Origin of the sequence: Paramylibacter ulvae, assembly GCF_014652655.1 — a bacterium.
GTDB lineage: Bacteria > Pseudomonadota > Alphaproteobacteria > Rhodobacterales > Rhodobacteraceae > Amylibacter > Amylibacter ulvae.
Window position 1 is genome coordinate 642,546 of the sequence record NZ_BMZF01000001.1, and the last position, 24,551, is coordinate 667,096.

The following is a 24,551-nucleotide window of genomic DNA, read 5'->3' on the forward strand; positions in this document are numbered from 1 at the left end:
TTTTGATCGAACTTATTCAACCAAGGCAAAGGTTTCTAGTTTTGCCGCATTCTCTGCGTTGATCAAAACACAATCCATCAGCTGCTTTTCTTTTTGGCCCGTCGAACCCGTCTTGATGTACTGATCGGCTTGTTCAACTGCCACCTGAGCCTGACGATAAGCTGGCTGCAAGACAGTTGCCTTGATACCCCCAGCAAGAATGCTATCACGCACATCGTTTGAACCATCAAAACCCACAACCAATACATCGGTACGCCCAGCGCCTTCTAGTGCGGCCCATGCCCCCATTGCCATTGTATCATTACCACAAATTACCCCCTTGATATCAGGGTTTGCTTGCAAAATGGATTCCATTTTTTCAAACGCTTCAGTTTGCGACCAGTTGGCAGATTGCTGAGCAACCATTACCATATCTGTATACTGATCAATTATGTCATGATAACCTGACGAACGGATGCCAGCGTTGGTATCAGCTTCGCGCCCGACCAATTCAACATAATTACCTTCTTCGCCCATAATGCGGACAAACTCTTCTGCGCCCAACTGTGCCCCTTGATAATTGTTGGACACGATTTGGCTGACAGCGATGCCCGACTCTTTTATCTCGCGATCGATTAGGAACGACGGAATACCGGCATCTTTCGCGCGCTGAACTGCGGCAACGGTTGCATCCGCACCCGCGTTATCCAGTATGATCGCCGACGCTCCACGCGCGATTGCAGTATCAAAAAGTTCTGATTGCTTGTTTGGATCATCATCATGAACCAACACGATCGTTTCATACCCAAGCTCTTTGGCACGCGCTTCGGCACCAACAGCTTCTGCTTTGAAGAACGGGTTATCATGGCTTGGTGTTAAAATTGCAATCAGCTTACCATCGGCAGCAAAGCTAATGGTTGATGATGCTAAGCTTACGACACTGGCCAACCCAGACACAAATATACGACGATTTGTTTGCATTATAATTCCTCCCAAAATTTTCGATTTCATGACGCCGCTCTTTACCGACGCTACTGAATTACTCCACACTTACCCATAATCATCACCCTGTCAACAGGTATGATGAGTATATATGATTGGATCGCGTTTCCCTATAGAAGACAGGAATCTTGGTTAGCGTTCCGCCTTCCTGTATTGACATACTCATTAAGTCATTATACCAGTTTTAAGCAAAGCCGCGTTTCGCATCAACGCTTAAATCTCGAACGCTAATTCTTACTCAACAAACTTTGTGAAAAGGGGACATGTTTCGTGAACGCTAAAAAAGTTTGGATTGGTACAAGTTGGAAAATGAACAAGACCCGTGCAGAAGCAGAAGGTTTTGCCAACGGTTTGGTTGAATTCGAAATGCCAAAAAACGCTAATATTCAACGCTTTGTCATCCCACCCTTCACGCATATTCGTCACATTAAAAACTTGTTGACCGACACCGATATTTTGGTCGGTGCGCAAAACATGCATTGGGATGATGCTGGAGCTTGGACAGGTGAAATATCCCCCACAATGTTAACCGACTGCCGTTGTGACATAGTAGAACTTGGGCATTCAGAACGGCGAGCGTTTTTCAACGAAACAGACGAAACCGTTGGTCGCAAAGTTGCCGCAGCATTACGACATAATTTGTCTCCGCTGATTTGCATTGGGGAAACATTTGCAGAGCGCGAAAATAATCGCACGGCAGAGGTATTGCAAAATCAGGTACATCACGCATTGCAATACGTGGACACGAATGCACACCAAACAGATATCTTGTTTGCATACGAGCCCGTTTGGGCAATTGGCGACACAGGTATTCCCGCAACATCGCAATATGCCAACGCTCAACATGATTTGATCAAACAAACCGCACTAGCCGTTTTGAACCGCCCTGTTCCCTGTCTTTACGGAGGAAGTGTCAATTCAGACAACTGTGCCGAATTCATTCAATGCGAACATATTGATGGATTGTTCATTGGTCGTTCGGCTTGGGAATTGGCTGGATATCTTTCCATTTTAAACAAATGTGCCGCGGTCTTATAAATTTGAAAGGAAAACATATGAAACTCGCAATTGCAGGCGACAGTGCAGGCGCAACGTTAGCACAAATATTAACTGATCATCTGAGCGCAAATGCGACGTTAGAAGTTGTAAACCTATCGGCTCCCCCAGATGGGAGTGTCGAATATTACGCCAATCTTTCAGATCGTGTATGTAACAGTGTCATAAATGGTCAATTTGATCGCGCTATTCTTGTTTGTGGTACTGGAATTGGGGTGTGTATCGCCGCGAACAAGGTTCCAGGCATTCGCGCAGCATTGGCTCATGATACCTATTCGGCTGGTAAAGCAACAACATCAAATAATGCCCAAGTTATCACAATGGGCGCACGTGTGATTGGTGCTGAGATTGCGAAAAACATCGCAGATGTTTGGTTGCAATCTGTGTTTGACGCAAACGGTGCTTCTTCAAAAAACGTAGAAGCAATTGATCGCGTTGGAGAAGCATATCAGCGCAAAGTTTGATGATAAAATGAAAACTATTCACCCATCTTTGACGAATGATGTTTTGCTAGCGTGGTATGCTGACGATTTTACAGGCGCGGCCGCTGTGATGGAAGTGTTGGAATTTTCTGGAATTCCTTCAATGTTATTTTTACAGCCCCCCACAAGCGATCAATTGAAGCGCTACCCAAAACTACGCGCGGTTGGTGTTGCATCAACCGCCCGGACAAAATCACCACAATGGATGGATGAACATCTTCCCTCAATTTTCAAACAACTGCATGAACTTGATCCCGCGTTGATCCATTACAAAATATGCACAACACTCGATTCATCACCAGAAATTGGTTCCATTGGACGAGTTATTGAAATTGGCTCAGACCTTTTTCACCCGCAAATGGTTTCTGTGTTGGTCGCAGCGCCGCAAATGGGCCGATACCAATATTTTGGTCATCTCTTCGCGCGTTCAGGAGACAAGACTTACCGATTGGACCGCCATCCAGTCATGTCGCGCCACCCAGTAACCCCGATGACGGAATCTGACGTAGCCATCCATATCGGGAACCAATCCAAGCGGCTGGATATTGACTATGTACCGCTAAATTTCAGTGCGCAAAATCAACAATTTCAACCACCCAGAGCAGGCAAAATAAAAACCTTAACGTTCGATTGCACAGATGAAATATCGGAGTCTCTGATCGGCGAATTTATCTGGGCCAAAAGACATGAAAATCCGTTTATCGTCGGCTCTCAAGGTGTTGAATATGCTTTGGTTCAGCATTGGCGCGATACTGGCGCCCTACCCACCGCGGAGCCCCACCTTGGCATCGGGAAAGCAAAGAATATTGTAGCCATATCTGGCTCGGTTTCACCGACCACCGCGGAACAAATAGCTTGGTCCAAAGACAATGGTTTCGCCAGTATATCTTTTGATGCAACATCTGTTTTCCGTGGTCAAACTGCGATCGATACGGAAATTGAACATTGCATAAACTGCGCGTTTGATGCTCTTTCCAACAATCTAGACCCGCTCATTCACACTGCCGAAGGTCCCGATGACCCAGCCGTCGGTAAATTTAGAACAGCACTCGCTGAATCATCGTTAGGGATGTCGCAAGCTAGTGAAATTATCGGCCAATCTCTTGGGATTATTTTGCAGCGCATTCTAAGTCAAAGTGGTATTCGACGTGCGATTGTTTCGGGAGGTGACACTTCTGGATATGCTACTCACCAATTGGGTATCTTCGCACTTTCCGCCCTTGCCCCTACAATTGCTGGTGCCGCCATCTGCAAGGCACATGCAGAGGGGGAAATGGATGGCCTGGAACTCGCATTAAAAGGCGGACAAATGGGTAGCAAAGATTATTTTGGCTGGATTCGCGACGGCGGCGGTGCTCGCTAAATCCGATCCTGCCCGTTGATCATCATTCATAAGAAACATCCGCCCTCTTCAATATGAGGATTACAGAAAATGTCTCGCGAGTACGTTAATATCTAAGTGTCCATCATCAGTTACGGACACGCGCAGAGCACTGAATAACCTACAAACGTCAAATAATGAATAGGTTTAACCTGCTGTGTGAACGACCATTTCAACTTCGATTTGCAGCTCGGGGGCTGCCAGTTTTGAAACCCCAACACCAGTCAGACTTGGTTGGCTTCCATCCAGGAACGCAATGATCTGTCCCATCGCTTCGGCCATTGTTTCATCGTTGAGGTCAGTCATGTAAATCCGCATCTGAACGATGTCATGCGTTGTCGCATCCAATGCATCCAATGCAGATGACAAGTTCTTTATGACCTGCTCTGTCTGTTCTTCCAAGCGGTCAGAAACACTGCCGTCGTTGCGGCGCCACGCGACTTGACCTGATACTAAAGCGAGCCGCGTTGGACCAGAAATTGATATCTGAGAATAGCCTATGCTCGCGGCATCGGGCAGTGTTTTTGGGTTTAGTCGTGATATTGATTTAGACATCTTGTTCCTCTTGCATTGATGTTTCTTAACCCTACATATGGCTAGAGATGAACGAATGGTGATCGTCTCTATGGCGATCTAAAGGCGACAAAGGGGCCAACAAATGAACGGCGCGCGGGTAAACGACATTCTGATCTTTTTATCGGTCGCTGATGCCAGAAATTTTGTTGAGGGCGGAAAGATACACGGACTGACACGCTCAACGGCAGGCAAGGCTATTGCACGCCTTGAAAACAATTATGGGGTGAGACTGTTTAACCGCACAACGCGGGCTGTAAGCCTCACCGAAGAAGGTCAAAAATTGTACCAACATGGTCTCGCCATCCGCTCGGCGATGGACACCGCTGACCAAACCATGACCGAAAAGCTCGGTGTCCCAAGTGGCACATTAAGGATAACAGCGCCCGATGCCCTTGGTCGTAAACTATTGATGCCAATAATTCGGACGTACCTTCAAACATGGCCGGAAATGCGGTTGGACGTCAGCTTTTCCGATGCGGTATCTCCTATTATCGAAGACGGGTTCGACCTTGCCCTGCGTTTTGGTGTCACCAATCCTGACCAATCTTTGATTTCGCGCAAAATCTTCACCGACACGCCAGCATTGTGCGCTTCACCAGACTATCTTAGCAAACATGGAGCGCTCACGCGTATTGAACACTTGAGCAAACATGACCTCTTGCAGTTTGCCAGCGGCGGTGAACGTCAACCTTGGGAACTGCAAGATAACTCTGAATTCTGGACAAATGCGCCAGGGCGGGTTCGATTGAGGTTCGATAGCGCAGCGGCGCTGCACGAAGCGGCCCTTTGCGGGATGGGCGTTGCACTCCTGCCCAAAATACTTTTGAAAGACGATTTAGCCTCCGGTCGTTTGATAATGGTGTTACCGAATGTGGTGCATGACGAAGTGCCTTTAGCCGCTCTTTATCCTCACAAAAAATATCTTGAACCTAAAGTCAGAAGCTTCATCGATATGGTCGTCAGCGAGTTGAATTGAGAATAGCTTTAACCAGTATTGGTTCTCAGGTTCCGACATTCGCGCATGTAACATCAGCCGTCCCATAGTGGTGGCCCCCTTGCGTCAAAAATTGAGCATTGTCCGTAATCATATAATTTGGGGGGGGCAAAACATTAACCAGTCCTCACAACTTTTCCACTTCCCTAGCAACAAATCCCGACCAACTCTCCATCAGTAAACGCCGCCGCTCCAATAAATCAGACCTCGCATAGGCGCGTTCAACATCTGAACCCACTTTATGCGCTAATGACATTTCCGCAACCTCTCTGGGTGCATTTGCAACCTCTGACGCCCAATCGCGGAATGTTGANGCTACAGCAAGGCACTGATCGGGTCGTCCAACAAACACCTCATTTTCGATACAGGAGAAAAGCTCTCGATCATGCTTGCTGCAAAAGCCATGGAAAACTGAGGCATCTTTGATGCCTATCTTCTTCACAGAAAGCTTTCCGCCGTTCTTGTTCATGTCCGGTATGCTCGCAACATAGTGCAGCACGTGGCCATCTTTGGCGATCTTGGCCAGGTTCGGTCCGCGCGAGACAGTGTGAGCTTTGATCACGCGGCCATCGCATTCACCTAAACCTACGTCTCGCGCACAGCACTTCTTTTGGGAATAGGATTTTCGGTTTACATCCACAGCGTCCCAAGGGTTCCCCTTCGGCTGAGCATCTCGGCCGAAATGGCATTTTTTGAACTTCTTGCCAGACCCGCACCAGCATGGGGCATTTCGATCTCTACCCTTCATGGCTTGAATCTTAGGTAAACTGAGTTTTTTAATTTCATTCATGATGCGCACTCTAAGAGTTGACCTCCAATTTAGCCAATAAACCATTTGATCAAAAAGCGGTCGCTCATGCAATGCGCAGCATCTGCCAATATGGGCTTATTTTGACCTTCGTTGCATGAAACGTGTAGTGCCGCTTTTCCTCTGGTAAGCCATTTGGATCAATGTGTTGACTAAAAGTTCAAGGCCATGTGGCGATTCATTTCTCATAGTGAACGGCAGGTAGAAGAAAATCGGAAACAGGACGCTAAAATTTTTAGACGTATTCGATCCGGCTGTGGCAGGAACAAAGCAAAGAGTCATTCACTAATAAAATCTGATTTATTTTATTAGCGATTATAACCCAGTCTACTGTTGTCTACCGACTACACCTAAATCATAATCGCAATCAAAATAACGCACGGATTTACTGTAAGGAGGAAATTACAGATCTGCATTTTGTCTAAATCTGAAGTAATTTAGACAACTTCATACACAAATGTTTGTTTTAAAATAATAAATATATTGAAATGGCGGACCGAGGATCCGCCTAAATTATTACATAAGTCATTGTATTAAATAACTTAAATTATTTTAGTATAAAAAAGTACCACATTTAATACCTCACAATAACAATTTATTGCGGAATTATGCGCAAGCTTTTCGATCAATGATACTTTGAAAAACAATCAAAGAAATCAAACTTGGGTGTTATGCAAATTGCTTCTCGGTGTTATCTATCAATACCATACTTGTTATGCCTGATGCCATATTTCATTAAAACGCAAACCCAATTTGTTCAGGTGGGTCAAATGGTTCTATCAGGCTTTCCCCATCATCTTTGGGCTTAATGGGTTTTACCATATGAAACTGCATACGATTATCAAATCTTGTGCCCAGCGCATCGCGATCCACGTTATCCGTTTCCAACCACTCCTGAACCTCTGCACAAGACAGCATCACAGGGGATCGAGCATGGATATGTTCAATCTGAGATAATGCGGGGCGCGTTAGGATCGTGCAGCTTGCCCCCTTACCTTTGCGTTCTGAATACAACCCTGCAAACCAAAAGAACGGTTCATTTGTTTTGGGCGCAATAAACCAAGGTTGCTTATTCCCCTTATCGCCCGTCCATTCATAGTATCCAATCGCTGGGATAACGCATCGCTTGCTTTGCCATGCGTTTGCAAATGTTGGTTTCTCTTTCGCTGTTTCTATTCTGGCGTTGAATGTGGTTGCCTTCCAATCCTTAGACACGCCTTGAAAACTCTCTGGCACAAACCACCACCGTGCTGTGGACATGTTAAATGCCCCATTGCCAAGCGTTGCCATGCGCACTTGTTGCGTTGGTCGGATATTATATCCCAAATCGGCTGGCGGCGCGTCCAGTTGCACCATTTCAAAGCTGTCAAGAAATGCGCGTTGGATACTGTAAATCTCAGCCCAAGTCATATTTCCTGATATTTGCGCACCACACATTGTGTGATGTTAGCAATCCTGGTCTGTATGTCCAATCATATCCAATGAACGCCCAGCGCTAGGACAACATTCAAAACTTTTCAACTGGACAGACAAAAAATATACGGAATGCGGCGGTCTAGATAGCCTTTGATCTTAGGATCAGACTCCCCTACCTCCCCCGCATCGTATCGTAAGCTAGCAACATGTCACGTATGGCACGCTTATCTTTAGCAAGAAGCGTTATGTCTTTGTGATATTGACTGCCATGAGATCTAAGAATGCTCTCTTTGGACGTAGATAAAGATTTTAGAATTTCACGCTGCAAAACTGTTGGCTGCTCATCAATCCATTCCCAGATTGAGGAATTATTATCTCTCTGGAACCTAGCCGCCACGAAAGGCTCAGAGACCCCATCATGCCAAGCAGTCACTTTTTCAACGAAACCAATCAGATGAAGTATACTGAACAAACGCTGCATGCGCCCCATTGCGCTGAACCGCAAAATCGCATTGTTTGCAGGGCATGATGCTGGTGCACAAAATTGGGCCATGCTTGCGTCAATCATTGAAACCTGTAAGCTCAACAAGATCGAACCGCATGCTTATTTGACAGGTGTCCTCACAGCCATTGCGCATGGTCACAAACAGAAAGATATCGAACTGCTATTGCCGTGGAATTTTGGGAAGTGAAACAACGCTTACAATGAATGAGCATTCTATAGCTATTAAATCCAATACTGCCACGTTCAAGTATAGCGGGGCCTATTCTGATGAGGTGCTTTTTGGCGTTCAAAAATTTGTTAACGAGGTATTAGATTTAAATGTTGGAGAGGTTTTCTATTTTGGTATGTGGCCAGTAAAGTTATGTGAAATCGGTAGCAATTTACGACTGTATGAGTATGACTTTGATGCTAAATCTTACGTGGATAATTTGGATAAGTCGTTAAAGTTATGGCAAGAACAAAGTGCCGTAAATAATTCCCAGAAAATTGATTGGCATTCTATTGAGCTAGAACATCAGGTATTTTTTACACCAAATGCATTTAATCTAGTAGCGGTCAGTACAATTGAAGGAATTAGAGATATTCCCAAGGGTGAGCATGATTGTGGGTGGTTTGTTTATACGGCCATGGATCAGGAACAAGGAAACCCATTTCTAAATGCCTCGCTTGGCGAGTTATTAAAACAATATAATCTGAATGTGTTAAGGTTTTTGGGCTTACCAAGTGGTTGGATGTTCAATATTGAAATCTCAGGTAATAGCCATGTTTGGAAAGAAGCCGAAGAACAGGAAATTTTGCACTGAAATAGTGTCAAAACCTCTTAATACCGCATCCCCAAACTCGCGCTTTTCCTCAGCTTCTTCGCTGATTGATTATACCCCTCCGTGGTCGTTATCGAGCTATGCCCAACGGTGCGTTGAATATCCTCACCTTGCATACCAGCTTCATAGGCTTGGGTGATAAAGGTAGCGCGAGCTGAGTGAGGCGTAATCGTATCTGGTAGCGCCACCAGTGCCACATATTTTTTGAATATCTTAAAGAAACTGTTGCGGGTGAGGGGTTGGCGCACCGGTTACGATGAAGGATGGCAAGGATTTTCCGCCTTGGCCTCAATCGGCCATGTCCTCAGCTTCCGTCGGTTACTGATTATATGCGTAAGTGCTCTCGTCAAAGATCATTGGCATTCGGTAATCCCCTCATCAGCTCCGCGCCTTGCTAGACAAAAAATCTGCCAAGCCAGAGGTGCGAAATTAATGGGTCCTGACCCTAGTTGGATAGAGTTTAGATTCTATTTTAGTTTAGACGTTTCCAACGTAATGGGGCGGTGTTCGCGATCCCACTCGGATCGAATGATGTCGAATTGCATGATGTCGTTGGAAAGGTCGGCGATGACCTTGCTGATGGCCTTTTCTAAATCGCTTTCGGAAGTGCCTCTTTTTACGGAGTAGCTTTTGGGTATTTTTAGAAAAGGAATTGGAACCCACCGATGGATTTCTTTCTCGGTCCGCCGGAAAGGCATTAAGAGCAGTTCTAATCCATTTTTACCTTTGAGCTTGCTTACATCACTCACAGCTTGGTCTAGCCCAATTCTATTGTATATGACCATAATCGACAGCCCTTCGAAACTTAGTTCGAAGCGAAGAATATCCAGAGTTCGAGAATCTTGCATAGAAACAAAGGTGTAAGTGGCGTCCCTGCCGTCATCTCCAAAATGATGAGAAGAGAAGGTGGAGGGCTGAAATTCGACGATTTCTAGCACAGGTATTACGTCACTTAGAAAGGTTTCCTTTAGCTTCTTGAAAGCTGCCTTTTGATTGTCTTTTGACTTCAATTGGTAACCTCTCAGTCCAAATCTGGATCTGCTCCAGAGACCCCGCCTACAAGACCTGTGGCTGCACCGGTGGCAATACCGGCAGCAGTAACGTCTTCCCCATCTACAACTGAGTCGGTTACTATTATTCCAACGGCAGATATCAAGAAAATCAACACTACTACAATCTCTAGCATTGCATACAACTCCAATAAAAAATCCCTAATGGCTTTAGAATAAAATTAAATTACGTCTCAAATATGATCGAAGCTCACCAAATAAGGAATGTCGTGTCAACATTTGAACAACTTTTGATTGTGGCTCAAATGTCTGAACTGTGGAAACGCGAATAAGCCTAGGCAGTCGGTACTGATCCTCCATGCCCGTAAACTTTGCGCTACCCCCTCTCTCTTCACTAAGGAGTGGTATATATTAGTGTTCCATTTCAGAACCGTAGAACCTGCCAGAAACATGCCCAACAGGTTCTAGATTGGAACCATAAAAACGCTCACGGTTCTATAACGGAACCTTAACAAACCTCTACAGTTCCATTTCAGAACCGTGTTTTGTTTTTAAGTCACACACATGACGCCCATTTTTACAAAAAATAGAAAACAACTTATCCCCAGAAAAACAACCACAAGCTGCTTTTTGGCTCAAGTTTCGCCTCATTGCGATCACAATTTAGTTAATAAAAGGTGAACAGTGACAACTATCGTCACCCAAAATTACTTTTTGTTTTGAAAGGCAAATATTGTGAAAAAAATTCTAACCATTTCCACCATTCTATTGATCTCTGCTTGCGCCAAATCACCTGATAAAATTCCAGCAGCTAATCTGGGTGCAAGTCATTATTCGGACGCATCTTGCTCAACATTAGCAAAGAATCAAATTACTCTTCGCCAAAACTTAGAAGCGCAAAGCGCGGCACAAAAGAGCGCTCAAACAGGTGATGCATTGGGTGTATTCTTGATTGGTGTTCCAATGTCGTCAATGGCGGGTGCTGACAAGGAAACGGAAATTGCGGTGACCAAAGGCAAGCTAAACGCAATTGAGCGTCAACAAGCTGCTAAACGTTGCATATAACCAGACAAGTTGAACTGTGAACTGGGCGGCGCATTCCTTTGCCGCCCTTTTGCAATCACCCTAAGATTGACCCTTAGAATCTGGTTGCCAGCTTCGCCAATCATTTGTCGGAACTCTGGCCTTTGGATCGGCATCGTCGCGCTTAGTGGTAATCTGCCATTCATTCGCCCTCTTAGAATACCAACTTCCCTGTTTTTTCAAAACGATAAACCCTTTGACCTGCAATTCGTCAAAAGCACGTTTTACCGTTGCTTTACCCATGCTCAGCGCCTTGGCGGCCTCTCCTTGTGATAGGATTAGTTTGCCGTTGTTACCACCGTTATAGCGCGTGTGTAGCTCGACCCAGAGCTTAACAGCACTCCCAGATAGGGAACGCCACGCTGCACTTTTGGCTTGGGCATAGAGCAATGGGATATACTGCCCCTCTTTTGATCTCTTGCCCTTACCCATCGCAATGACCCCCAAAGATTGGCGGTAAATCGTGTAGCTCAGGCCAATGGGTAATATCACCCAAACAACCGTGAAGCCCAGACCAGAGCCGCAACAATGCCTTGCTGCTACGACAGTAGGAAAGATTGCACCAACGCGGCTGGGCACGTCTTATTCCGCGCCTCTTTTGAATTACCCACTGCCAGTCATCCTTGCAGATAATAATCCGATATTTGCCAGAGACGACAATCACCTTGGAATAGCCATGCGCGTATTCACAATGTGAATTATCTGGGCGATCTATCTTCATAACATCACCCCCTTGCTTGAATGCCAGACCTCATAGGAATTGGAACGCTTATCCCAATAAAAGCGGCGCGACGGTGGGGTTGATTTATTAAGGGCTTTTGTGTCATTCATAGAGCCGATCAAGGTGTTCATAAATGACATCTGAAAAGCCCCAGCTTTTGGCGAGTTGGGGTTTTTCATTATGCACCTCCTGCGCGGGTGCGCTTTTCCTTGCATAAAGTATCCACGCGCTGGGCATCTGCCCATGCGTTCAAATCTGCCCCAGTATAGATAATCTTGCGCCCTAGGCGGTAAAAGCTTGGGGAACGCCCATAGTGGCGCATCTGGGCTTGTTTGGCTGTGTTGCCAAGTAGCTCGACAATCTCAGGATCAGTGGGCTGATAGTTGCGGTTTGTATCGAACAGGGAGGTTTGTTCAGTCATTGAATTTTCCTTTTATGGCTTCAATGACACATGATTAACCAAGCTTATTTTGGCTTCATAATCCGCTAATGATTTTTTTTACGATGCAAATTCGGATTATTCTTTCGCGTATTTATAAAGCCAGAAAAGACTTTCTTCAGATGGAAAAGATTCAAATTCCTTTCTAAGCTTCAAGAGCAATCTGGCGTGTTGACGGTACGAAAATTCAACATCCAAATCGCTCCAACATTCATGCTTCTTTGAATGAATTCTAAAATGCTCTAATAATATGTTTAGCAAAACAATCAATTTGGATTCATAATCGATATTTGTATCGGTCGGTATTGTTATGGAGAGGTCAAAACCTGTAGGAAAAAGAGCAAAAAAAACCCGGCGAATAAAAGTTTCGTACCAATTGTAGCCATGAGCAAACTGGCTTCTTCTACCGATATACGTATGAAACATCGAATGAATTTCGCCAATTCTTTTATAATAGTCTAGGTTTTTGCGAAAACCAATATAGTCAAAGAAATCTTCGTCAGTTGGCAACTTTTGCCTAACTATAAATGGACTTAAATCAAATTCTTCTCTATCCACAGAAATACGCCATCCAGTCGTCTTAGGTCTGAAAACTAAGCCAGACCCAATTTCAGCTAGCTGATTTATTTCTTCCTCCAGTTTCGCAGCTAACCCACTAATTTTTTCGAATTTACGCGATAGTTCGGTCTGGGTAATTTCTGGCGATGCAGGGAAGTCATGGACGGATACCATTAGAAAATTAACCATTCGACGTTGAAATTCTAATCTGAACAAATCTTCAATTTCACTTTTCGCTTTCTCATCAATTTTTTGTTCAACCAGAGCTTCTATTTCATCCCAATTTGGGAATGCAGGTAAACAGTCTGTAGCAACCTCCCATAATTGAAAGCGGATATCGTCGTCGGATAGACCTAGCGCACGTTGGTATTTGTTTTGTATACCTTCGGGCAATTCCAACAGTTTGCGCTTGGCCATATAATCTCCCCTCTTCCTATTTACTCTCCCCAGCCGCAAAGCTAGACCAACTCTCCATCAACTCCCTGCGCCGCTCCAATAAATCAGACCTCGCATAGGCGCGTTCAACATCTGAACCCACTTTATGCGCTAATGACATTTCCGCAACCTCTCTGGGTGCATTTGCAACCTCTGACGCCCAATCGCGGAATGTTGAGCGGAACCCGTGGACGGTGACGCCCTCGACCTTCATGCGCCGCAACAACATCAACATAGACATGTTTGATAGCGGCTTGTTTCGTTTCTGCCCCTCAAACACATATTCCGATTGCATCGCTTGCAACGGTTCAATGATTTTCCGCATTTCATCTGTAAGCGGTACGCGGTGTTCTTCGCCTGTTTTCATCCGTTCAGCGGGGCATGTCCAAAGCTTTGCATCAAAATCAATCTCTGCCCAGCGCATTCCCAATACCTCTGACGTGCGCGATCCTGTTAGGCACGTAAACATCAACGCCTTGGCTGCCATAGCGCTGCGCCCACTCAGATCGACATAAAACGCGGGTACGTCCTGCCATGCCATTGCCTTGTGGTGGTTGGGCTTGGCTTTTACCTTGGGCAAGACCTGTGCTTCTTTAATTGCCGTTATCGGGTTTTCCCCATCGCGAAACCCTTTGGATTTTGCCACATCCAAAACAACCTTCATGCGTTGGGCTAATCGTTTGGCGGTTTCATGTTTTTCTGTCCAGATCGGCGCAAGGCACATCAATGCCTCTGGCTGTCCAATGCTATCAACAGGCATACGCCCGATCTTGGGAAAGGCATAATCGCGCAAGGTGTTAATCCATTGTTGCCCGTGCTTGGGATTTTTCCACGTTGGCAATCGGTCAATATGCACTTGCTGGGCGATTTCTGCGAATGTCGGTATTTCGCGCTGGGCATTGAAACGTGGGTTTAACCCCTGCTTTGCCATGCGCCGATATTCCAATGCGCGTTCTCTGGCTTGGTTCAGCGTGACAATATCCGCACCACCCAAACCAAAGTCTGTACGAAGCGGTGCGCCTGTCTTGCCCTTTTGCCCCTTTACGACAACACGCACAATCCAGCGCCGCGCCCCAGAGGCATCAACGACCAGATAAAGCCCATTGCCATCACCGTGGCGACCCTTGCCAAGATTCTCGACCAGCTTTTTTGTAAGTTTTCCAGATATCGCCATTTCAAAAATACCACATTCCGTACCACTCAAGGTAACGATATGAGCATAATTGAACAAAAACCAGTAAAAAGGATAATTGCGATAAGACCTATATTTTTAAGCGCAATATGACAGTGATGGCGATCAAAACAAACTGCTAAAGATGGGTAGTTGGCGGACAGACAGTCCGCCAACGTCATGTTGCATGAAGTATCATATTCGCGCACTAAACATTTGTTATTAAATGTATTTTAACACTCAAATAATTTACCTTGCTTCATTCCACCTCAATCAATATCAACAAATCACAGAATAAATGTGGGGCTGGATGTGGGGCTGAGAAAGAGTTGTTAACCGATACAAAAGCGCGAAAATGCAAAGCTGGTGATAAACCGGTAAGTGTTGGTGGTGTACCTGGCCTGCGCTTTGAGCCCTCTTCGCAAAATGGAAGAGGTAAGTTCACATTGCGATTTGTCTCACCAGAAACGCGTAAGCGGCGCGATATGGGTTTGGGTACTTATCCTCATGTCAGCATTGCCCAAGCGCGGGCCACAGCCCTTCAATATAAAGCGCTCATCGCTGACGGCATTGATCCTATTGATCAGCGCGAACGGGATGCACGTATTCAAGAGCAAGAGAATAATATTCCAACCTTCGCGACAGCTTGCGAAAAGGTTTTTGCGGATATTTCTCCAGCCTTTAAAAACAACAAACACAAGCAGCAATGGATAAACACGTTACGTAGCTATGCCATTCCAAAGATAGGAAATGTTACCGTTGATCAATTACGAATTGCTGATTTTGCAGATGCGCTCCGCCCGATCTGGCTCACAAAACCCGAAACAGCCAGTCGATTAAAACAGCGCTGCGAACGTGTGATGCTTTGGTGCATCGCGCAGGGGTATATCGAACATAATCCTGTGTCATCTGTGAGTGCTCTGCTTCCAAAACAACCAAAAAAACGCGACCGTGTTCAACATTTCCCAGCAGTTGCGTGGCGGGATCTGCCCAGCGCAGCAAAACAACTGTTCCAAGCTGACAATATGACTTGCGGGAAACAAGCATTACTGTTTCTCATTTTGACTGCAGCGCGATCAGGAGAAGTCCGCGGAGCAACCTGGGATGAAATTGATTTTCCAAATAATGTTTGGTCAATCCCTGCACATCGCACCAAAACCGGCAAACCGCACAATGTTCCATTATCGCCACCCGCCCTCAATCTACTAAAGCATCGCAAGCCCTTTGCACACGAAGGCCCTTTGGTATTTTCAAAGTCCGGGCGTAGCCCGCTCAGTGACATGACGCTGAGCAAAATATTGCGTGATTCAAAAATCGCAAGTGATACTGCCCAGCGCTTTGCCACAGTTCATGGATTTCGCTCGAGCTTTCGCGATTGGGCATCAGAAAACGGTTATGCTCGTGATCTCGCGGAAAGGGCACTTGCACATGCAATTAAAAGCGAAACAGAATCTGCGTATCATCGTACAGATTTATTGGAACAAAGACGTGACATGATGGAAAATTGGGGAAGTTTTGCATTGAAACAGAGCATCATCTCTCTTTGAGCCAAGCAAAATGAACACGCCACACACCATCCACTAGTTTTCGATAACACAAGCTTTTCATTAGCTTGTAATAATGGGATAAATTTCGAGATAAAGCTAGATTAGCGTTGCAAGGTAACACCGCCATATGCTCGTGCTAACCGCACAAGCCAGTATCGCTACAAAACGATTAAAGGACGAATAACTGCCTTGAGGTTTTATGAAACGGTTGATGCAGGAATGGGCTAGTTCAATTTTGCAAGAACAGTAGGGTGACAAACGCCAATTCATTAAAGCGAATAATCAAACTAACGCTGGACGAAGCTATGATGTGGAAATTTTTATCGTTAAGTTGTTGACGAACAGTAGCACGCAACAATCCATTGCATTCATTGGGCAAGCCCACTGCGTATTTTCAAATCAAATACACAAGCGCTAAACCCTTTGAATCTTGAGAGTAACTTGATAAATTATTCGCGACGCATCGTCGCTATTAACTCGGCAACCTTTATCCCAAATTTTCGCATTTCTGATTTGTTCATAATGACCCCATCTTGAGTTAAATATAACCAATCGGTCGCAGTCAACGTATACCCGCCCGCATCGTCTGGCAGTGTTATTTTATAGTTTAACATCACCGTTGCACCCGACAGTACTCCCGTTGCTTTACCAACAATATCATCAGCTGTCGCAGTGAACGTATTGTCCGCCCCCGCGGTCATATACCATATTCGTTGCTGCTTTGTGCCGTTGGAATAGGTAAAATCTTCGGTCATTGTGCCCGTATCGCCGTCCCATTCTGCATTCATGACCGCAACAAAGGTATTTGTAACCTTACCATTTGGGCCATAAATCAAACCCTCGGATTGGAACCGCCCAGAGAGGTGTTTTTTAAGAACAAACTCTGGCCCCAACTGTGCGTAATCTGATGGTGATTGCGAACGAAAGCTTAAAAATAAACTTCGAACAGTGATAAGTGCCAGTATCAGCAAGAGTATAAACGTAACTAATTTCATGAGATTTCGTCCTCAGTTGGAAGCATAAGGGCGAAGCCAAATGCGATAAGTTTTAGAAAGCACGGCACAACAGCATAGGCGATATTAAGGGTCGCTAATGCAGACGCCGTGTTTGCCTGGCCAGGTTTGAACCCGTTAAATTCAAGAAGCGGGAGCACAATAAATGCGGACAAGGCCAAGCCAAGTTTGCCTGCAAATGACCAGATTCCGAACGCTTGTGATGCTTTGATACCAGCGCGGTTTAACGACACGCTAAACATTGCGGGCAGCACAACCATGTCGGCGCCCAATCCAATCCCCGATACGACACAGATGATGGAAAATCCAACGATATCACCAGCGTTTAAAAAGCCTGCGTAAACGAACCCTGCAATGGTAAGAGGCATCGCAATCAACAATGTGTTCCTGCCACCAATGCCGCTGCTAACCCGCGCCCAAATTGGCACGCTGATCCCAGCGCAAAGGAAGAATAAAATCAAAAGCGGGCCAGATTTACCAACAAGGTGTAGCCGATCTTCGACAAAGAAGAGAAACAATGTTGATGTGATTGCAACTGGCATGCTGTTAATCAGGGCCAGTATCAATAATCGAAGCGCCCCGCCCGATGCCAAATCGGACATTGAAAAACAATCCCCCAAAATGGGTGCGCGATGCCATATAGGGCGCGTAATCACCGCAGTGGATACTGCAATTGCCCCCAAAAACCATCCAAATGCGGGGTAACCACCACCCGCGCAGCCAAGCGCGACGAATATACTTGGTGCGATTGCAGCGATGATCACACCCGCCAACATACCCATTTCGCGAAATGCTGCTAAAGTCATCATATCAGACCGGTTTTGGGTTTTTGCGAATGTTGCCGCGCGCCCGTAAAGCAGGATCATACCAAGGCTATATGCCGAAAACAGTAAGATCAGAATGACAACAAGTTCTAAATTGACAATTCCTTCGGCAGTGCGTGTGAACAACAATGGAAACCCGATCGCTAGCCCAACCGCCGCCGCCATCGCAAACATGCTCTGCGCCTTTGGCCAGCGATCTATGATCCAACCAATCAGCGGATCTTGGATCAGATCGATCAATCGGATCAATAGCAATATCGCACCAACAGTTCCCAATCCAATGCCCAAATTCACCGATGCAAATCGTGGCAAATGAATATATAATGGGATGCCAGCGGTCGCTAACATCAACGCATAAAAACCTACGCGAGCATGAACCATCATTCCCCTCGCAGTTCTTTTGTGAATTTTGCCGAACGGCTATTCTCACCCAAAAATATCGACATGAAACGGCGTTTGATTTGCGGGTTTATCAGCGTGCAAACAGGTTTGAAATTGCGCCAAAACGAAACCTGGTTGGGGCCATCCGTAACCGCAAGATATTGGTCCCCCTTGCCGACAGCAGAAAAACAATTGCGTAATTGATTATCAATTGGCGGACGACTCCCCATGCGTTTCATTTCACGCAAAGTCGTTTCAACAATGTCTTTTTGCGATATGTTTCGTTGGTAATTTATCAGCAATGCAAAATCTTGGTTCCAATCAAATGCGCGACCATTTTGGGTATATAATCGCGCATTATAAATTGGGCGGCCAAGGGCTCTAAATGTGGATTCCCCAATTTTTTCTGCGCCAGCAAACACCGCGTCAACAGAGTTTGCCATTGCCAGATGTGGCAATGCCAAAACCAATAATATTGCGGTGATAAGCCTAGGCATGCGCCAATTCCACCTGCACCACATTTGTGTGCCCAATCGCAAATGATGCGGCACATATCTCAAGATAATATTGCCAGTTGCGAAAAAATGCCGTGTCAAATCCAAGCGCATGAATCTTGTCTTTTTTGGCGACTAAATCTTTGGCCCAAATCCGACAGGTTTTTGCATAGTCCTGTCCAAAGGCGAAATTGTCCATCACCTTGAAACCCGCCGCTTTCGCCTGTTCTGCAATCACTTTATCGCTGAGCAACATTCCACCTGGAAACACATATTGGCGGATGTAGTCGGATTGGGTTTTATAGGTATCAAAATAATCGTCATCAACAGTGATCGCCTGTAGCAAAACCCGTCCATCTATGGCCAAATTGTTCTTCAACGTTGAAAAATAGCTTGGCCAATATTTCATGCCAACGGCCTCTATCATTTCGATGGAAACGATATTGTCGAATTTTTCGTTCACATCACGGTAATCGCGAAACAATATTTCCGCGCGCCCATCAAGACGAGAATCCGCATACCCAAATTGATTACGCGATATCGTGATCCCCGTTACATCGCGCCCTTCTGTTGCGGCGTGTTCCGCAAAGCCACCCCACCCGCACCCAACTTCCAACACCCGTTCACCAGCGCTCAAACGTGACAATGCACGTGTGTTTTTGCGATGTTGGGCAACGCCCAGATCATCGTCATGCGTATCAAACAACCCTGAGGAATAGGTCATCCCATCATCCAGCCACAGTTGGTAAAACTCATTTCCCACATCGTAATGCGAACGGATATTTTTGCGCGACCCACGGCGTGAATTGGCGCGCAGCACCGTATCAACCAATCGAAACTTTGCCTTATTAAACAGGCTTGCTTGGTCATACCCGCTCAATTGATCTCGATTGCGCATCGCCATAGACATCAGACCATCAACCGATGGTGTTTCCCATAACCCTTGGACATACGCCTCGCCCAATCCAATTTGCCCATGTGCGGCCATGGCCGACACGGCCGACCAATCGCGGATAATCATTTCCGCATGATCACCCGTATTGCCAAAATTGTAACGCTCCCCTTCTGGCGTGCGCAGCGTCAATTGGCCATCAGAGAGGCGCTCACAGGTCGCAAGAAACTCCGTCTTCAACGCTTTGTCGGTCAATCTCATGGCTCAGTCCTTTCGTAAATTCGGGGGCATTTAGTTTTCTGACGATGCGCATCGCACTTGCGATCCCGTCTTCGTGAAATCCGTGGCGATGATATGCGCCAATAAACCAAGTGTTGTTTTCACCCTGAATCCCTGCCAGCGTTTTTTGCGCACGCAACGCAGCGCGATCAAATATCGGATGGGAAAATTCCGCGCTGTCGTAAATTTTGTCGTTGTGAATATCGCTAGGTGGGTTGAGCGTGACAAAGAGTGGGTCATCATTTGGGATATTTTGCAAACTGTTCATCCAATAGGTTACACAAATCGATTTTTGCTGCGATTTGAAAACCCAACTTGTCCAGGATGCACGGCGATTTGGCATCTGACCTGTGTCACAATGCAAAACAGCGCGGTTTGGTTGATAACGGATCGCACCAAGCGCGCGGCGCTCTGTTGCTGTTGCACCGTTTTTGAGGATGTTTAAAACCTGATCAGAGTGACACGCAAAAATGATTTCATCAAAGCTCTCTTGTGTAGTTTGTGATTGCACGATCACACGACCACCTTCGCGGGCAATATTCGTTACGGGTGATTTAAGACGCAAATCGCATCCACGCGCGATCAACGCAGCCTCCAGACGTTTTACATATTCGATGCTCCCCCCTTTGACCGTCCACCATTGGTGTTGACCTCCATAAGCCAAAAGAGCGTGGTTTTTGAAAAACCGGACCAATGATTTTGCGGGGAAGGCATCCACATCATCCACAGGCGTCGACCATATCGCACCACACATGGGCATCAAATAATCGTCCCGAAACCACCGCCCTAATTTCAATTCATCAACCAAATCACCAATGGTTTTGTCATCATCCGTGGCGGCCGATTCTGCCAATTTTCCAAACCGCAGGATATCCCATATCATTTTGTAAAATTGTGGCCGCAACAAATTACGTTTTTGCGCTACGATTGCGCGCAAACTGTTCAAACCGTATTCTAAGCGGCCATCATCAATGCTGGCACCAAAGCTCATTTCGCTTTTGATTGTAGGTACATCCAGTTCACGAAACAGCTTTGTTAGATGAGGATAGGTGACGTGATTAAAAACAATAAAACCGGTATCAACAGGTTGATCACCATTTTTACCTGCAAGCACTGTGCGGGCGTGTCCACCCAGCCGATCGGCGGATTCAAAAAGCGTGATATCGTGTTGCGCAGATAAATAATATGCCGCGGACAATCCAGATATGCCCCCCCCGACGACTGCTATTTTTCGTCGTCTACCCTGTGTTTGGTCCAACATTTAAACGTTTTCCTTATTATTGTATAAGGGTTACGTTGCCCAGTGCGCTTTGGATCATAAACTGAAAATTAATTTTATTTAGCAACCAACTGATCCACCGACGAACAGCGCACGTATTACAATTATGTTAGAACACATCCGCGCGAAAACATTTCATGCCCGATCTGGTGGAATCAAAAATTCCTTTTGGTATCGCGTGGATTTAGTGTTGACCGATTTTGGTGAATTCACGCCACATGTCATATCACACAACCGTTTCAACCTTTGGTCACTTTGGGATAAAAACCACGGCGGTGAACGCAATTTCGGACATGGCAAAGAATGGTTTGAAAACATTCTGCAACAGCGCGGATTTCCCACTAAGGAAACAGAAATTTTACTACTCGCCCAGCCTAAGTTTTTGTGGTTTCAATTCAACCCAGTTAGCTTCTGGATCGCCCTGAAACAAGGGAAGCCCTGTGCCTTCGTAGCAGAGGTGAACAATACATTTGGTGATCGCCATTGCTATTTCTGTGCCTTGGATAAATTTAAGCCCATTACAAAGAATACTAATATTATCGCCGAAAAATTGATGCATGTGTCCCCATTTCAAAGGGTTGAAGGCCAATATCATTTTAATTTTGACATTAACGATGACGATATAAACATCCGTATACATTACAAAAATGGCGATCAGGGTGTCCTTGCTACACTTGCGGGAAAACGAAAGCCTGCAACCAATCGCTCGCTAATACAGTCCGCAATTACCCGCCCTCTTGGTGCGGTACGCGTTTTGACATTGATATATTGGCAAGCGTTGTTTCTTTATATCAAACGCGCACCTTTCAGACGCACGCCTGCGCCGCCCAAAAACCTCATGAGTGACAGCTACAATTTTAGAAAGCCAGACAATGAACGACCTTAACAACAAAACCTATTGGTTGATTGGTGCGAGCGAAGGTTTGGGGCGCGAATTGGCAAAACGCCTTGATCGAGATGGTGCAACGCTATTTTTGTCTGCCCGTAATGCGGATCGGTTGAACAGCCTTGCGGCAGAATTGAGCAATGCGCACGCCATTCCCCTTGATATAACAGATAACGCGTCGATTACACAGGCTGGAAAAGATGTCGGTGCAATTGATGGTGTGATATATAATGTTGGAACCTATGAGCCGATGCGCACAACAAAATGGGATACTCGTGCAATTTTAAAGATGGTTGATGTGAATTTCGCGGGCGCAATACGCGCACTTGGATGCGTAATCCCGCAGTTCACAAAAAACGGCAAAGGTGACATTACATTAATTGGATCATTGGCGGGGTATCACGGATTGCCCGCATCAATCGGTTATGGTGCGAGCAAATCTGCAATGATCAGCTTGGCAGAAACCATGCGCCATGACCTAAAAAATACAGGGATTGTTGTGCGTGTGGTGAACCCTGGTTTTATTAAAACGCGGTTGACCCAGAAAAATGAGTTTAAGATGCCCATGTTGATGTCTGCAGAACAGGCCGCGTTACATGTGCACAAAGCAATGAAATCAAATCGATTCCGCACAGATTTCCCCGCTCCGTTTTCATGGTTTATTCGCCTGTTGCCCTATCTTCCCGATATTTTGATTTATCGCGGAAAATAATCCCGCGCTAAATTTTAAAAATTGGTTGCAACATACGTGGGATCAACCCTGCAAATCGCAACGACGCATCCGTCGCTGCCAAACAGATACAAGGCGCCCCTGCATCCGCCGTTGGCACATGGGCTAAATCTTCGTCGCCAACTTCGACATCGCCAACGCCAAACTGACCTGTCTCGTCACTAAAGCTTCCTTGCAAGACAAGCGTGAGTTCAAGACCATTATGACCGTGCTCGGGCACAGCCTGTCCCGCAGGGATATACAACAAACGTAACGATCCCTGTTTATCGTATGAAATAATGTGCTGGCGGATTCCCATGCCCAAAGATTTCCAGCGCGGCTCCTGACCTTTCATCGCTTGCACGATAGGGCCTGGATAAATGCCAGAACGATCAAACACAGGTTTTGGCACAAACGGCGCATCAAGTTTTGAAAATACATCTGTTTTGAGCGACGATGAAACATCCACAGCTTTCGTCACATCAAGCAATGCACCCCCAACGGCCTCATGCGCACCAAGTGCAACTCGACAGGTTTCGCACATGGAAATATGCGCAGCGACAAGTGTCGCAAAATGGGGCGAAATGTTACCTGCGGCATAGGCTTTTAACATCGCATCAGGGATATGGTGATTAGCATGGGTCATGATCGCAATCCCTTTAACTCTAGTCGGAGGCGTTCTAGTCCCAGACGGATACGCGATTTAATCGTTCCAAGCGGTACACCGCTTTGATCGCTAATTTCTTGATGGGTCAACTCGCCCAAATAGGCTTGCTCAATTGCGATCCGCTGATCTTTGCTTAGCTTCGAAATGGCGTGTTTCAATTTTTGTGCTTCTTGATCCATTGCCAAAATTTGCATGGCATCGTCTTCTTGATGTGGCTCTGCTTTCAATTCTTCTGGGATTGGGCGGCCACCTTTGCGCATCATATCAATTTGGCGATTACGTGTAATTTGATAAATCCACGCAGAAACCTGCGCACGGTGGGGATCAAATTGCGCTGATTTGCGCCAAACTGTTAGCATCACATCTTGCACGATTTCCTCTGCTTGTGCGCCTGACACACCTGTTTTGATGATAAAACCTTTCAGGCGGGGCGCAAAGTAATCAAACAAATGGGAAAACGCATCACGGTCACGAGAATCGCGCACCGCAAGCATCCATTCTGTTTGTTCAGATACCTTTGTGCGTTTATTCGTCACTAGTTTTCTTTCACGTCCAACTGCAATAGGTGTAAGCGTCATCGCACAAGGTATATCAAAACATTGCTGTGTCATAGTTTAAATACGAACCAGCATGACCCTTGGATCACTATTTTTCAAAATTAAATCCAGACAATACGATAGTTGTAATTGGCCTATTACGGCACTAGGGTTTTTGAAAAATGTTACGGAGAGGTAGGTAATGGGATTTCGGATTTGCTACATTGCCAGTCGAGCGACGCCAGACATGCTCGCAAACAGTTTGGGCTTAACCCTCGGCGCGACTAGAAATGAAATGCCTAATGGTTAGTGGTGGATTGCCTGTAGATATTAGCGTACTCGCGAGATATTTTCTGTATTCTCATATAGAAGAGAGAGGATGTTTCTTAAGAATGATAATCAACGGGCTATTAGCCGCAAACTTCGTATTTTGAATTATGCCGCCGAAATCGGTTCTGTCGTTAAAACCTGTCGTCATTTCGACATTGGTCGTGCGAGCTTTTATCGCTGGCGTACTGCCTATCTCGAACCCGGTGAAACTAGCCTGATTGACAAACCCTCAATCCCGAAATGGTATGCCAATAGTGTCTGACGTCAGCGCAGGTTG

Annotated in this window: 27 protein-coding genes and 2 pseudogenes; 11 read left to right on the forward strand and 18 right to left on the reverse strand. The window is 45.8% G+C overall.

Features of this window, described 5'->3' with window-relative positions; all coding sequences use genetic code 11:
• Positions 1-12 precede the first annotated feature (12 nt).
• A complete protein-coding gene (locus IE094_RS03165) occupies positions 13-960 on the reverse strand; it encodes a D-ribose ABC transporter substrate-binding protein (RefSeq protein WP_189639099.1) in 948 nt (315 codons plus the stop codon).
• Positions 961-1,251: 291 nt separating this feature from the next.
• On the opposite strand from IE094_RS03165, the gene IE094_RS03170 reads away from it, so the two are divergent.
• Genes IE094_RS03170 through IE094_RS03180 form a run of 3 tightly spaced genes read left to right on the forward strand, consistent with a single transcriptional unit; the run spans position 1,252 to position 3,882 of the window.
• Positions 1,252-2,019, forward strand: coding sequence for a triose-phosphate isomerase (locus IE094_RS03170; RefSeq protein ID WP_268247204.1), 768 nt, complete (start codon positions 1,252-1,254; stop codon positions 2,017-2,019).
• Between the two features lie 17 nt (positions 2,020-2,036).
• Positions 2,037-2,501, forward strand: a complete 465-nt coding sequence (locus tag IE094_RS03175; protein ID WP_189639100.1) for an RpiB/LacA/LacB family sugar-phosphate isomerase — start codon at positions 2,037-2,039, stop codon at positions 2,499-2,501.
• A 7-nt stretch (positions 2,502-2,508) separates the two neighbouring features.
• Entirely contained in the window at positions 2,509-3,882 is a 1,374-nt protein-coding gene (locus IE094_RS03180; protein WP_189639101.1) for a four-carbon acid sugar kinase family protein, read from the forward strand.
• A 165-nt stretch (positions 3,883-4,047) separates the two neighbouring features.
• Here the strand turns inward: IE094_RS03180 and IE094_RS03185 are convergent, their stop codons facing one another.
• Positions 4,048-4,455, reverse strand: coding sequence for a RidA family protein (locus tag IE094_RS03185; RefSeq protein ID WP_189639102.1), 408 nt, complete (start codon positions 4,453-4,455; stop codon positions 4,048-4,050).
• A 103-nt stretch (positions 4,456-4,558) separates the two neighbouring features.
• On the opposite strand from IE094_RS03185, the gene IE094_RS03190 reads away from it, so the two are divergent.
• The gene (locus tag IE094_RS03190) at positions 4,559-5,452 is read left to right on the forward strand and encodes a LysR family transcriptional regulator (protein ID WP_189639103.1); all 894 of its coding nucleotides are present in this window, start codon (positions 4,559-4,561) and stop codon (positions 5,450-5,452) included.
• A gap of 145 nt (positions 5,453-5,597) precedes the next feature.
• On the opposite strand, the gene IE094_RS15590 is transcribed toward IE094_RS03190, so the two are convergent.
• Positions 5,598-6,305, reverse strand: coding sequence for an SEC-C metal-binding domain-containing protein (locus IE094_RS15590; protein ID WP_444544069.1), 708 nt, complete (start codon positions 6,303-6,305; stop codon positions 5,598-5,600).
• 708 nt (positions 6,306-7,013) lie between these two features.
• The gene (locus IE094_RS03200) at positions 7,014-7,688 is read right to left on the reverse strand and encodes an SOS response-associated peptidase (RefSeq protein ID WP_189639105.1); all 675 of its coding nucleotides are present in this window, start codon (positions 7,686-7,688) and stop codon (positions 7,014-7,016) included.
• Positions 7,689-8,164: 476 nt separating this feature from the next.
• Between IE094_RS03200 and IE094_RS03210 the strand changes: the two are divergent.
• Both IE094_RS03210 and IE094_RS03215 read left to right on the forward strand, forming a co-directional pair.
• A pseudogene (locus IE094_RS03210) lies at positions 8,165-8,386 on the forward strand (transposase domain-containing protein); the annotation flags it as partial.
• A 13-nt stretch (positions 8,387-8,399) separates the two neighbouring features.
• Positions 8,400-9,002 carry an immunity protein Imm33 domain-containing protein gene (locus IE094_RS03215; RefSeq protein ID WP_189639107.1) on the forward strand — a complete coding sequence of 201 codons (603 nt, stop codon included), beginning with the start codon at positions 8,400-8,402 and terminating at the stop codon, positions 9,000-9,002.
• A 17-nt stretch (positions 9,003-9,019) separates the two neighbouring features.
• Here the strand turns inward: IE094_RS03215 and IE094_RS15625 are convergent, their stop codons facing one another.
• Together IE094_RS15625 and IE094_RS03225 are read right to left on the reverse strand one after the other, a co-directional pair.
• The gene (locus IE094_RS15625) at positions 9,020-9,268 is read right to left on the reverse strand and encodes a tyrosine-type recombinase/integrase (protein ID WP_189639108.1); all 249 of its coding nucleotides are present in this window, start codon (positions 9,266-9,268) and stop codon (positions 9,020-9,022) included.
• 219 nt (positions 9,269-9,487) lie between these two features.
• The gene (locus IE094_RS03225) at positions 9,488-10,030 is read right to left on the reverse strand and encodes a hypothetical protein (protein ID WP_189639109.1); all 543 of its coding nucleotides are present in this window, start codon (positions 10,028-10,030) and stop codon (positions 9,488-9,490) included.
• 735 nt (positions 10,031-10,765) lie between these two features.
• Between IE094_RS03225 and IE094_RS03230 the strand changes: the two genes are divergently transcribed.
• A complete protein-coding gene (locus tag IE094_RS03230) occupies positions 10,766-11,095 on the forward strand; it encodes a hypothetical protein (RefSeq protein WP_229801995.1) in 330 nt (109 codons plus the stop codon).
• A 60-nt stretch (positions 11,096-11,155) separates the two neighbouring features.
• On the opposite strand, the gene IE094_RS03235 is transcribed toward IE094_RS03230, so the two are convergent.
• From IE094_RS03235 to IE094_RS03255, 5 genes are all read right to left on the reverse strand, one after another.
• Positions 11,156-11,692, reverse strand: a complete 537-nt coding sequence (locus IE094_RS03235) for a helix-turn-helix domain-containing protein (protein ID WP_229801996.1) — start codon at positions 11,690-11,692, stop codon at positions 11,156-11,158.
• Positions 11,693-11,830: 138 nt separating this feature from the next.
• Complete coding sequence (locus tag IE094_RS03240; RefSeq protein WP_189639111.1) at positions 11,831-12,013, reverse strand: hypothetical protein; 183 nt, start codon at positions 12,011-12,013, stop codon at positions 11,831-11,833.
• Complete coding sequence (locus IE094_RS03245) at positions 12,013-12,255, reverse strand: MerR family transcriptional regulator (RefSeq protein WP_189639112.1); 243 nt, start codon at positions 12,253-12,255, stop codon at positions 12,013-12,015. Before IE094_RS03245 ends, IE094_RS03240 begins: the two co-directional genes overlap by 1 nt.
• Before the next feature lie 96 nt (positions 12,256-12,351).
• A complete protein-coding gene (locus IE094_RS03250) occupies positions 12,352-13,248 on the reverse strand; it encodes a hypothetical protein (RefSeq protein ID WP_189639113.1) in 897 nt (298 codons plus the stop codon).
• Positions 13,249-13,264: 16 nt separating this feature from the next.
• Positions 13,265-14,470, reverse strand: a complete 1,206-nt coding sequence (locus tag IE094_RS03255; RefSeq protein ID WP_229801998.1) for a tyrosine-type recombinase/integrase — start codon at positions 14,468-14,470, stop codon at positions 13,265-13,267.
• 221 nt (positions 14,471-14,691) lie between these two features.
• On the opposite strand from IE094_RS03255, the gene IE094_RS03260 reads away from it, so the two are divergent.
• Positions 14,692-15,984, forward strand: a complete 1,293-nt coding sequence (locus IE094_RS03260; RefSeq protein WP_229801999.1) for a tyrosine-type recombinase/integrase — start codon at positions 14,692-14,694, stop codon at positions 15,982-15,984.
• A gap of 449 nt (positions 15,985-16,433) precedes the next feature.
• Here IE094_RS03260 and IE094_RS03265 read toward each other — a convergent pair whose 3' ends face one another.
• Genes IE094_RS03265 through IE094_RS03285 form a run of 5 tightly spaced genes read right to left on the reverse strand, consistent with a single transcriptional unit; the run spans position 16,434 to position 21,128 of the window.
• Positions 16,434-16,979: a DUF3833 domain-containing protein gene (locus IE094_RS03265; protein WP_189639115.1), complete on the reverse strand. Its 546-nt coding sequence runs from the start codon at positions 16,977-16,979 to the stop codon at positions 16,434-16,436.
• A complete protein-coding gene (locus IE094_RS03270; protein ID WP_189639439.1) occupies positions 16,976-18,202 on the reverse strand; it encodes an MFS transporter in 1,227 nt (408 codons plus the stop codon). Before IE094_RS03270 ends, IE094_RS03265 begins: the two co-directional genes overlap by 4 nt.
• Positions 18,202-18,699: a hypothetical protein gene (locus tag IE094_RS03275; RefSeq protein ID WP_189639116.1), complete on the reverse strand. Its 498-nt coding sequence runs from the start codon at positions 18,697-18,699 to the stop codon at positions 18,202-18,204. The genes IE094_RS03270 and IE094_RS03275 overlap by 1 nt, the downstream gene beginning before the upstream one ends.
• On the reverse strand, positions 18,692-19,849 hold the full coding sequence (locus IE094_RS03280) for an SAM-dependent methyltransferase (protein ID WP_189639117.1): 1,158 nt from the start codon (positions 19,847-19,849) through the stop codon (positions 18,692-18,694). The genes IE094_RS03275 and IE094_RS03280 overlap by 8 nt, the downstream gene beginning before the upstream one ends.
• Positions 19,800-21,128: an NAD(P)/FAD-dependent oxidoreductase gene (locus IE094_RS03285; protein ID WP_189639118.1), complete on the reverse strand. Its 1,329-nt coding sequence runs from the start codon at positions 21,126-21,128 to the stop codon at positions 19,800-19,802. The genes IE094_RS03280 and IE094_RS03285 overlap by 50 nt, the downstream gene beginning before the upstream one ends.
• 124 nt (positions 21,129-21,252) lie before the next feature.
• Here IE094_RS03285 and IE094_RS03290 point away from each other — a divergent pair, with 124 nt between their 5' ends.
• Positions 21,253-22,032: a DUF1365 domain-containing protein gene (locus tag IE094_RS03290; protein WP_189639119.1), complete on the forward strand. Its 780-nt coding sequence runs from the start codon at positions 21,253-21,255 to the stop codon at positions 22,030-22,032.
• On the forward strand, positions 22,019-22,744 hold the full coding sequence (locus tag IE094_RS03295) for an SDR family NAD(P)-dependent oxidoreductase (protein ID WP_189639120.1): 726 nt from the start codon (positions 22,019-22,021) through the stop codon (positions 22,742-22,744). Before IE094_RS03290 ends, IE094_RS03295 begins: the two co-directional genes overlap by 14 nt.
• Positions 22,745-22,751: 7 nt before the next feature.
• On the opposite strand, the gene IE094_RS03300 is transcribed toward IE094_RS03295, so the two are convergent.
• Both IE094_RS03300 and IE094_RS03305 read right to left on the reverse strand, forming a co-directional pair.
• Positions 22,752-23,387 carry a ChrR family anti-sigma-E factor gene (locus tag IE094_RS03300; RefSeq protein WP_189639121.1) on the reverse strand — a complete coding sequence of 212 codons (636 nt, stop codon included), beginning with the start codon at positions 23,385-23,387 and terminating at the stop codon, positions 22,752-22,754.
• Entirely contained in the window at positions 23,384-23,986 is a 603-nt protein-coding gene (locus IE094_RS03305) for a sigma-70 family RNA polymerase sigma factor (protein WP_308429189.1), read from the reverse strand. Before IE094_RS03305 ends, IE094_RS03300 begins: the two co-directional genes overlap by 4 nt.
• A 337-nt stretch (positions 23,987-24,323) precedes the next feature.
• Between IE094_RS03305 and IE094_RS03310 the strand changes: the two are divergent.
• A pseudogene (locus tag IE094_RS03310) lies at positions 24,324-24,527 on the forward strand (helix-turn-helix domain-containing protein); the annotation flags it as partial.
• Between the last annotated feature and the right edge of the window lie 24 nt (positions 24,528-24,551).

What these genes read in the sequence shown, in the direction of transcription:
- IE094_RS03165 (WP_189639099.1), bottom strand. Translation starts at nt 960, where the DNA reads ATGCAAACAAATCGTCGTATATTTGTGTCTGGGTTGGCCAGTGTCGTA.
- IE094_RS03175 (WP_189639100.1), top strand. Translation starts at nt 2,037, where the DNA reads ATGAAACTCGCAATTGCAGGCGACAGTGCAGGCGCAACGTTAGCACAA.
- IE094_RS03180 (WP_189639101.1), top strand. Translation starts at nt 2,509, where the DNA reads ATGAAAACTATTCACCCATCTTTGACGAATGATGTTTTGCTAGCGTGG.
- IE094_RS03185 (WP_189639102.1), bottom strand. Translation starts at nt 4,455, where the DNA reads ATGTCTAAATCAATATCACGACTAAACCCAAAAACACTGCCCGATGCC.
- IE094_RS03190 (WP_189639103.1), top strand. Translation starts at nt 4,559, where the DNA reads ATGAACGGCGCGCGGGTAAACGACATTCTGATCTTTTTATCGGTCGCT.
- IE094_RS03200 (WP_189639105.1), bottom strand. Translation starts at nt 7,688, where the DNA reads ATGACTTGGGCTGAGATTTACAGTATCCAACGCGCATTTCTTGACAGC.
- IE094_RS03215 (WP_189639107.1), top strand. Translation starts at nt 8,400, where the DNA reads ATGAATGAGCATTCTATAGCTATTAAATCCAATACTGCCACGTTCAAG.
- IE094_RS03240 (WP_189639111.1), bottom strand. Translation starts at nt 12,013, where the DNA reads ATGAAAAACCCCAACTCGCCAAAAGCTGGGGCTTTTCAGATGTCATTT.
- IE094_RS03245 (WP_189639112.1), bottom strand. Translation starts at nt 12,255, where the DNA reads ATGACTGAACAAACCTCCCTGTTCGATACAAACCGCAACTATCAGCCC.
- IE094_RS03250 (WP_189639113.1), bottom strand. Translation starts at nt 13,248, where the DNA reads ATGGCCAAGCGCAAACTGTTGGAATTGCCCGAAGGTATACAAAACAAA.
- IE094_RS03265 (WP_189639115.1), bottom strand. Translation starts at nt 16,979, where the DNA reads ATGAAATTAGTTACGTTTATACTCTTGCTGATACTGGCACTTATCACT.
- IE094_RS03270 (WP_189639439.1), bottom strand. Translation starts at nt 18,202, where the DNA reads ATGGTTCATGCTCGCGTAGGTTTTTATGCGTTGATGTTAGCGACCGCT.
- IE094_RS03275 (WP_189639116.1), bottom strand. Translation starts at nt 18,699, where the DNA reads ATGCCTAGGCTTATCACCGCAATATTATTGGTTTTGGCATTGCCACAT.
- IE094_RS03280 (WP_189639117.1), bottom strand. Translation starts at nt 19,849, where the DNA reads ATGAGATTGACCGACAAAGCGTTGAAGACGGAGTTTCTTGCGACCTGT.
- IE094_RS03285 (WP_189639118.1), bottom strand. Translation starts at nt 21,128, where the DNA reads ATGTTGGACCAAACACAGGGTAGACGACGAAAAATAGCAGTCGTCGGG.
- IE094_RS03290 (WP_189639119.1), top strand. Translation starts at nt 21,253, where the DNA reads ATGTTAGAACACATCCGCGCGAAAACATTTCATGCCCGATCTGGTGGA.
- IE094_RS03295 (WP_189639120.1), top strand. Translation starts at nt 22,019, where the DNA reads ATGAACGACCTTAACAACAAAACCTATTGGTTGATTGGTGCGAGCGAA.
- IE094_RS03300 (WP_189639121.1), bottom strand. Translation starts at nt 23,387, where the DNA reads ATGACCCATGCTAATCACCATATCCCTGATGCGATGTTAAAAGCCTAT.
- IE094_RS03305 (WP_308429189.1), bottom strand. Translation starts at nt 23,986, where the DNA reads ATGACGCTTACACCTATTGCAGTTGGACGTGAAAGAAAACTAGTGACG.